7 protein-coding genes are annotated in these 7,518 nt (G+C 67.0%); 3 read left to right on the top strand and 4 right to left on the bottom strand.

Annotation, left to right across the window (positions count from 1 at the left end; translation table 11 throughout):
• Positions 1 to 144 precede the first annotated feature (144 nt).
• On the bottom strand, positions 145 to 1,356 hold the full coding sequence (tyrS, locus tag BIZ42_RS11065) for a tyrosine--tRNA ligase (RefSeq protein ID WP_070426466.1): 1,212 nt from the start codon (positions 1,354 to 1,356) through the stop codon (positions 145 to 147).
• Positions 1,357 to 1,524: 168 nt separating this feature from the next.
• On the opposite strand from tyrS, the gene BIZ42_RS11060 reads away from it, so the two are divergent.
• Together BIZ42_RS11060 and BIZ42_RS11055 are read left to right on the top strand one after the other, a co-directional pair.
• Entirely contained in the window at positions 1,525 to 2,988 is a 1,464-nt protein-coding gene (locus BIZ42_RS11060) for a peptidoglycan DD-metalloendopeptidase family protein (protein WP_046272990.1), read from the top strand.
• A 66-nt stretch (positions 2,989 to 3,054) separates the two neighbouring features.
• On the top strand, positions 3,055 to 4,182 hold the full coding sequence (locus BIZ42_RS11055; RefSeq protein ID WP_070427511.1) for an anhydro-N-acetylmuramic acid kinase: 1,128 nt from the start codon (positions 3,055 to 3,057) through the stop codon (positions 4,180 to 4,182).
• A 66-nt stretch (positions 4,183 to 4,248) separates the two neighbouring features.
• On the opposite strand, the gene BIZ42_RS11050 is transcribed toward BIZ42_RS11055, so the two are convergent.
• The 3 genes from BIZ42_RS11050 to BIZ42_RS11040 all read right to left on the bottom strand — a co-directional run bounded on the left by BIZ42_RS11050 (position 4,249) and on the right by BIZ42_RS11040 (position 6,650).
• Entirely contained in the window at positions 4,249 to 4,476 is a 228-nt protein-coding gene (locus BIZ42_RS11050) for a hypothetical protein (protein ID WP_070426465.1), read from the bottom strand.
• Between the two features lie 81 nt (positions 4,477 to 4,557).
• The gene (locus BIZ42_RS11045) at positions 4,558 to 5,853 is read right to left on the bottom strand and encodes an MFS transporter (RefSeq protein ID WP_070426464.1); all 1,296 of its coding nucleotides are present in this window, start codon (positions 5,851 to 5,853) and stop codon (positions 4,558 to 4,560) included.
• Positions 5,850 to 6,650 (bottom strand): exodeoxyribonuclease III, encoded by an 801-nt coding sequence (locus BIZ42_RS11040; protein WP_019183958.1) that lies wholly within the window; start codon positions 6,648 to 6,650, stop codon positions 5,850 to 5,852. The genes BIZ42_RS11045 and BIZ42_RS11040 overlap by 4 nt, the downstream gene beginning before the upstream one ends.
• A 207-nt stretch (positions 6,651 to 6,857) precedes the next feature.
• Here BIZ42_RS11040 and pyrE point away from each other — a divergent pair, with 207 nt between their 5' ends.
• Positions 6,858 to 7,517, top strand: coding sequence for an orotate phosphoribosyltransferase (pyrE, locus tag BIZ42_RS11035; RefSeq protein WP_046272987.1), 660 nt, complete (start codon positions 6,858 to 6,860; stop codon positions 7,515 to 7,517).
• The last annotated feature ends 1 nt before the right edge of the window (position 7,518 follow it).

Here is a 7,518-nt window from a genome sequence, read left to right as displayed (position 1 = left end):
GCCTTGCGGTGGCCCCTGCGTCGGGGGAGGGAAAGTATGTCCCTATCCGCATCGTTTGTGAAGGGGGTAAGCGACATTTTTTCACGTCGCCTCCCTCCCATTCATGCTTCAAGGGGGCCGGATCGCCCGGACCCCTTGTGCCACTTAGGCCGCGACCAGCAGCACGCGTGCGAAGGTGCGCTTGCCGACCTGCAGCAGGCCTTCAAAACCGGGCGCGAACACCTGCTGGGCGTCCTCCACCACCTCGCCGTCCACCTTCACTGCACGCTCTTTGAGCTTGCGGGACGCTTCGGAGTTGCTCGGGGTGAGCCCGGCAGCGGTCAGCAGCGCACCAATCCGCAGGCCTTCGGCCGGAATGGCCACCTCCTGGAGCGGCAGCAGGGTCACATCGCCCTGCCCGGTCACGGCGGCATTCCAGCCGGCGATGGCCTGCTCGGCCGCGGCGGCGTCATGGAAGCGGGTGGTCAGCTCACGCGCCAGGCGCAGCTTCACCTCGCGCGGGTTCAACCCGCCCGCCTCGACCTGCTCACGCAGCGCCTTGGCCTCGGCCTGGCTGATATCAAAGGAGAGCAGCTCGATCCAGCGCCACATCAGGTCATCGCCGATCTTCATGGTCTTGGTGACGATGTCGATGGCCGGCTCGCTGATACCAATATAGTTGTTGAGCGACTTGGACATCTTGGCCACGCCGTCCAGGCCTTCCAGCAGCGGCATGGTCAGCACGATCTGCGGCTTCTGCCCGTAGTGCTCCTGCAGGCCACGGCCCATCAGCAGGTTGAACTTCTGGTCGGTGCCGCCCAGTTCGACGTCCGCTTCCAGTGCGACCGAGTCGTAACCCTGCACCAGCGGATACAGGAACTCATGCAGGGCGATGGACTGCTGGGCGGCATAGCGCTTGGCGAAATCGTCGCGCTCGAGCATGCGCGCCACGGTGTGCTGGCCGGCCAGGCGGATCATGTCGGCGGCGGCCATCTTGCCGAACCACTCCGAATTGAAGCGCACTTCGGTCTTTTCGCGGTCCAGTACCTTGAAGACCTGGTCCTCATAGGTACGCGCGTTGGCGAGCACATCTTCCTTGGTGAGCGGCTTGCGGGTGACGTTCTTGCCGGACGGGTCGCCGATCATCCCGGTGAAGTCGCCGATCAGGAAGATCACCTGGTGGCCAAGGTCCTGGAACTGGCGCAGCTTGTTCAGCAGCACGGTGTGGCCCAGGTGCAGGTCCGGGGCGGTGGGGTCGAAGCCGGCCTTGACCCGCAGCGGACGGCCGCTTTCCAGACGCTGGCGCAGTTCGTCGGATTTGAGGATCTCATCGGCGCCTCGCCCGATCAGGGCAATGGCTTCTTCAATCGAGGACACGTGACAACTCCCGGCAATGCCTTATTTATATGAATGACGTTAAGTACAAGTTAACCGCAGGTGCTTCACAAAAGCCAATAGGCACAAGGGTTTGACGCGGTATTTATACCTGTCTATGTTACCGACGTTTGGGCCCGCGCTCCCGGGCCAGCCAGGAACAGACCGACGATGCTCAATTCCGATCAAGGCCGCGCGCGCAAGCAGCGCTTCAAGGAACGTCTCCACGTCCTCCACGACACCGCCCTCCATCGGAAGCTCAAACAGCATCTTCCCGCGGCCTTCAACCAGCGCTGGACCCGCCGCCACTGGATGCACGCCAGCCTGTTCGCCACCATCGGCGCCCTGGTGGCCACGATCGTCCCGGGCTTCTCGCACACCATCGACTCGCCCTACTCGGTCAGCCATTCGACCCTGGCGCTGCCGTTGCCGCCGCTGTCGCTGGAGCGTCAGCAGCAGACCCCCGGCGACAGCTGGCAGGTGCTGCGCGTGCAGCGCGGCCAGACCCTGAGCAATCTGTTCGACCAGGCCGGGATCCCGGCCACGGTGATGCACCAGGTGCTGGAGCACCCCGGTGTGCGCGAGTCGCTGACCAAGCTGCGCCCCGGCGCGGAGATCGCCTTCGACCTGCCGCTGTCCGGTGAGTTGCGCACGATCCGCTTCGACCGTGATGCCGACAACCGCGTCGAGCTGTCCCTGGCTGGCGACAAGATCACCGAGACGGTGAGCAAGCGCGAGACCTCCACCCGCCGGGTGGTCGCCAGTGGCGAGATCACCAGTTCGCTGTACGCCGCCGCGCGCAAGGCCGGGCTCTCGCCCTCGGCGATCGCGACGATGACCGACGAGATCTTTAAGTACGACATCGACTTCTCCAAGGACCTGCAGCCCGGCGACCGTTTCAGCGTGGTGATGGACGAAACCTGGCGCGAAGGCGAGAAAGTGGACACCAGCAAGATCCTCGCGGCGACCTTCAGCTCGGGTGGCAAGACCTACAGCGGCTTCCGCTTCGACCGCAACGGCAAGTCCGAATACTTCGATGCCAGCGGCCGTCCCCTGAAGAAGAGCTTCATCCGCATGCCGATCCAGTTCGCGCGCTTGAGTTCGAGCTTCGGCGCGCGCAAGCACCCGGTGCTGGGCAAGATGCGCATGCACAAGGGCGTGGACTACGCCGCACGCACCGGCACCCCGATCATGGCCGCCGGCGATGCCCGCGTGCAGTTCGCCGGCGTGCAGCGCGGCTACGGCAACGTGGTGATCCTCGACCACGGCCGTGGCCACACCACGCTGTACGGGCACATGTCGCGCTTTGGCAGCATCAAGACCGGCCAGCGCGTGGCCCAGGGCACCGTGATCGGCTACGTCGGCTCGACCGGCATGGCCACCGGCCCGCACCTGCATTACGAATTCCGCGTCAACGGCGTGCACCGCAACCCGCTGTCGGTGACGATGCCGCCGCCGGAGCCGCTGCAGGGTGCCGAGCTGGCCGCCTTCCGTGCGCAGACCGCGCCGGCACTGGCGCGCATCCAGGGCATGGAGAAGCTGATCTACGCCGACGCCAGCCCGGCCCCGGCTGCCACGTCGGCCGATACGGCCACCGCAAAGGCCGGCAAGCCGGTCAAATCCAACCGCGGCTGATCGCATCGATTGACGGCGGCAACGGGTTGCGCGGAAGCTGCATGCAACCCGTTGGACCGCCTGGCCATGACCTCTGCTGTTGATCCCACCACCCCGCTCTACCTGGGCCTGATGTCCGGCACCAGCGCCGACGGCATCGATGCCGCGCTGGTGCAGTTCCCCGCCGAGGGCGGCTGCCGCTTTGTCGATGGCCTGACCCACGTGTGGGATCCGGCGATCCGCGCCGAGCTGATCGCCTTGGGCGAAGGCGGCACGATCACCTCGCTGGACGCGCTGGGCCGGCTCGATGCCGAGGTCGGGATCACGTTCGCCGCGGCTGCCAACCGGCTGCTGGACAGCGCGCGCATCGACCGCACCCAGGTGCAGGCCATCGGTTCGCACGGGCAGACCGTACGCCATCGGCCGCTGGCCGATCCTGCCTTCACGATGCAGATCGGCGACGCCAACCGCATCGCCGAATTGACCGGCATCACCACCGTGGCCGATTTCCGCCGCCGCGATGTGGCCGCCGGCGGCCATGGCGCGCCGCTGATGCCGGCGTTCCACCTGGCGATGCTGGGTGACAGCGACGAAGACCGCGCCGTGCTCAACCTGGGCGGCATCGGCAATCTCACCCTGATCCCGCGCGAGGGTACGCCGCGCGGTTTCGATACCGGCCCGGCCAATGCGCTGATGGATGCCTGGTGCCAGCGCCACCGCGGCGAACCGTTCGACGCCGACGGGGCATTCGCGGCCAGCGGGCAGGTCGATACGGCGCTGCTGGCGCGGTGGCTGGCCGATCCGTGGTTTGCGCTGCCGCCGCCCAAGAGCACCGGGCGCGAGCAGTTCCACCTGGACTGGGCGCAGGCGCAACTGGGCGAGGGACAGGTCTCCGGCGCGGATGTGCAGGCGACCCTGCTGGAGCTGACCGCCGCGACGGTGGCCGATGCGCTGTTGGCGCACCTGCCGGGCGCGAAGCGGGTGCTGGTGTGCGGCGGTGGCGTGCGCAACCCGCAGCTGCTGCGGCGCCTGGGCGCACGCCTGCCGGGCGTGGTGATCGAGTCCAGCGCGGTGCACGGGCTGGATCCGGATTATCTGGAGGCGATGGGGTTTGCGTGGTTGGCGCAGCGCACCCTGGCCGGGTTGCCGGGCAATCTGCCGAGCGTGAGTGGTGCGCGGGGGCCGCGGATTCTCGGGGCGATCCACCCGGCCTGAGGCGCCACGGCGGCGGGCGCTGCGTGCGGCGGTGATCGCCGATGCGCGGCTCGGCGCGTGCCGCCGTTACAGCCCCTGCGCGTCCGGCAGCGCCTGCAGTGCCGCGATGGCATCGGCGAGCGCATCGACTTCGGGATCGTGGAAGCCGCTGCGGACCTCCAGTTCGCTGGCGAACAGGCCTTGTTCCAGCAATGCCACGCAGGCGTCCTCGCGGGACCAGCCACGCGCCACTGCGATGCGGCGGATACGTTCCAGCAACAGCGGGTCCATATCCCGCAGCAGTAGATCAGCCATCGTTCTCCCCGTTGGCGCGCCGCCATCCCCGCAGCGACTGTGCCGGCATGATCCATCAGGCTCTGCCGGCACGCAAACCACTCAGGCCGAGCTGCGGTCCCGGATCCGTGGCCACAGCCAGATCAGCAGCAGCAGGGTCGGGATGACCGTGGTGGCGCTGAGGATGAAGAAGGTGCTGTACGAGCTCGCCTCCACGATGTAACCGGAGACGCCGCCGACGAACTTGCCCGGCAGGTTGGCCAGCGAGACCAGCAGCGCGTACTGGGTGGCGGTGAAGTTGCGGTCGGTCAGCGAGGACATGAAGGCGACCAGCACCGTGCCGGCGAAGCCCTGGAACAGGTTGTCCGCGCTCAGCGCCGCATAGAACGCCCACAGCTGGCCCGGGTTTTGCGCCATCAGCAGGAACGCCAGGTTGGACAGCGCCACGCCCAGCGCGGCGACCAGCAACATGCGGCGAAAGCCGAATGCAGCCACCGCGATGCCGCCGAGGAATGCGCCGCCGATGCCCATCCACACGCCGAACAGCTTGGAGACGGTCGCGATGTCGGCCTTGGTGAAGCCCGAATCGAGATAGAACGGACCGGCCATCACCCCGATCACCTGGTCCGGGAATTTGTAGAGCCCGACGAAGGCCAGCAGCACCAGCGCCAGCACCACGCCATTGGTGCTGAAGAAGCTGGCGATCGGCTGCCAGAACGCGCCGAAGAAATCGATCCGGCGCTGGATGCGCACCTCGGGCTGCTCCGGCTCGCGGCACAGCAGCGTGGTGATGATCGGCAGGATCATCAAGGCAGCCATGGCCAGGTAGGCCACGATCCAGCTCTCGAACTGGGCCAGGTACAGCGCGCCCGCGCCAGCCAGGATCAGGCCGATGCGATAGCCCAGCGTATAGGTCGCGGCGAGTGCCGCCTGGGCACTCTCCGGTGCGATCTCGATGCGGTAGGCGTCCACCACCGAATCCTGGGTCGCACCGGCGAACGAAGCCACCAGCACCCAAAGCACCAGCGGGGTGACGCCGAGTTCGGGCCGGACGAAGGCCAGCGCGAACAACCCGCCGGTGACGCCGATCTGCGAGGCCAGCAGCCACGAACGGCGCCGGCCCAGGAAGCCGATCAGCGGGAACGCGTAGCGGTCGATCAGCGGCGCCCAGACGAACTTCATCAGATAGAAGAAGCTGGCCAGGCTGATCAGCCCGATGCTGCCCAGGTCCAGGCCGACATCCCGCAGGCGGGTGGACAGCGTCTGCGAGGCGATCAGCAGGAACGGCAGGCCGCTGCCGAAGCCCAGGAAGGCCATCGTCAGCGCCGAGGGCGTACCGAAGGCGCGCTTGATCCCCGCCCACCCCTTGTAGGACACCGGCTCGACCGCTTCGGTCATGGGGCGTAGTCCACCGTGAACGGCGCATGGTCGGAGAAGCGTTCATCGCGGTACACCGAGCAGCTGCGCAGGCGGTCACGCAGGCCCGGGCTGACGAACTGGTAATCGATGCGCCAGCCGACATTGTTGGCGCGCGCCTGGCCGCGGTTGCTCCACCAGGTGTAGTCCTCGCCCTGCGGGTGCAGCAGGCGGTAGGCATCGGTCCAGCCCTGGCCGGCGGCGATGTCCAGCGCCTGGTCGGCATCCACGCACTGGCCGTTGAGCCAGTCGCGCTCGGGCGGCAGGCAGCCGGAGTTCTTCTGGTTGGATTTCCAGTTCTTGATGTCCAGCGCGGAACGCACGATGTTCCAGTCGCCGCACAGCACGTAGTCGCGGCCACTGGCCAGCCAGCCGGCCAGGATCGGGCGCAGCCACTCCATCACTTCGTACTTGAAGCCCTGGCGCAGATCGCCCGAGCTGCCCGAGGGGATATAGAAGGAGACCACGCTGAGGTTGCCGTAGCGGGCTTCGATGTAGCGGCCTTCATCGTCGAACGGGGCCCAGCCCAGCGAGGTGATCACCTGGTCCGGCTCGCGCTTGCTGTAGATCGCCACGCCGCTGTAGCCCTTTTTGGTGATGGCGTCGCGGTAGAAGCAGTGGTGCCCGTCCGGGCGGAACATCGGGTCGGTCAGCTGGTCTTCCTGGGCCTTGGTTTCCTGGATGCACAGGACGTCGGCGTCCTGGGCGCGGAACCACTCGAGAAAGCCCTTGGTGGCGGCGGAACGGATGCCGTTGGCGTTGAAACTGATGATGCGCATGCTGACCCGGGTCTGGAACGATACCCGCAAGAGCATACCGTTTCGGCCCTTGCAGGGGCTGGCTGGAAACGGACGGCATTACCGCCCGCGGCCATCTGGCGAAGCCGTCTCGCCAGCCCGTGCGACACCGGGCCGCAGGGCTCGACGAGCGGAAAAGTGCGGGCATGCATTAGGATTTGCGCTCCAAATGAATTGAATCGAGTCTTGATGAGCGACCATCGCCACCGTTTCCTGCAACTGGCCCTGACCGCCGATGCCCTGCGTTTCGGCCAGTTCACCCTGAAGTCCGGCCGTCTGAGCCCCTATTTCTTCAACGCCGGCCGGTTCGATTCCGGCGCGCGCATGTCCCAGCTGGCGGCCTGCTACGCCGATGCCGTGGAGGCCACCGGGCTGAAGTTCGACGTCGTGTTCGGCCCGGCCTACAAGGGCATCCCGCTGGCCACCGCGACCGCCTGTGAATTCGCCCAGCGCGGCCGCGACCTGCCGCTGTCGTTCAACCGCAAGGAAGCCAAGGACCACGGCGAAGGCGGCAACCTGATCGGCGCGGACATGAATGGCAAGCGCGTGCTGATCGTCGATGACGTGATCACCGCCGGCACCGCGATCCGCGAAGCACTGGCGATCATCAAGGGCGCTGGTGGCACCCCGGCCGGCATCGTGGTGGCCCTGGACCGCCAGGAGATCGCCTCGGAAACCGACCGCCGTTCGGCCGCGCAGGCCGTGGCCGAAGAAGCCGGCATTCCGGTGGTCGCCGTGGCCACGCTGGCCGACCTGCTTGATTTTGCCTCCGGAAATCCGGAACTTGTGGGCTACCGGCAGCCGCTGGAGGACTATCGTTCCCGCTACGGCAGCCGTCCTACACGTTGAG

This window comes from Stenotrophomonas sp. LM091, assembly GCF_001806305.1.
Lineage (GTDB): Bacteria > Pseudomonadota > Gammaproteobacteria > Xanthomonadales > Xanthomonadaceae > Stenotrophomonas > Stenotrophomonas bentonitica_A.
Note: the sequence above shows the minus strand (reverse complement) of the source record. Positions and strands in the feature narration are given on the sequence as shown.

What these genes read in the sequence shown, in the direction of transcription:
- BIZ42_RS11045 (WP_070426464.1), bottom strand. Translation starts at nt 5,853, where the DNA reads ATGACCGAAGCGGTCGAGCCGGTGTCCTACAAGGGGTGGGCGGGGATC.
- BIZ42_RS11060 (WP_046272990.1), top strand. Translation starts at nt 1,525, where the DNA reads ATGCTCAATTCCGATCAAGGCCGCGCGCGCAAGCAGCGCTTCAAGGAA.
- BIZ42_RS11040 (WP_019183958.1), bottom strand. Translation starts at nt 6,650, where the DNA reads ATGCGCATCATCAGTTTCAACGCCAACGGCATCCGTTCCGCCGCCACC.
- pyrE (WP_046272987.1), top strand. Translation starts at nt 6,858, where the DNA reads ATGAGCGACCATCGCCACCGTTTCCTGCAACTGGCCCTGACCGCCGAT.
- BIZ42_RS11055 (WP_070427511.1), top strand. Translation starts at nt 3,055, where the DNA reads ATGACCTCTGCTGTTGATCCCACCACCCCGCTCTACCTGGGCCTGATG.
- BIZ42_RS11050 (WP_070426465.1), bottom strand. Translation starts at nt 4,476, where the DNA reads ATGGCTGATCTACTGCTGCGGGATATGGACCCGCTGTTGCTGGAACGT.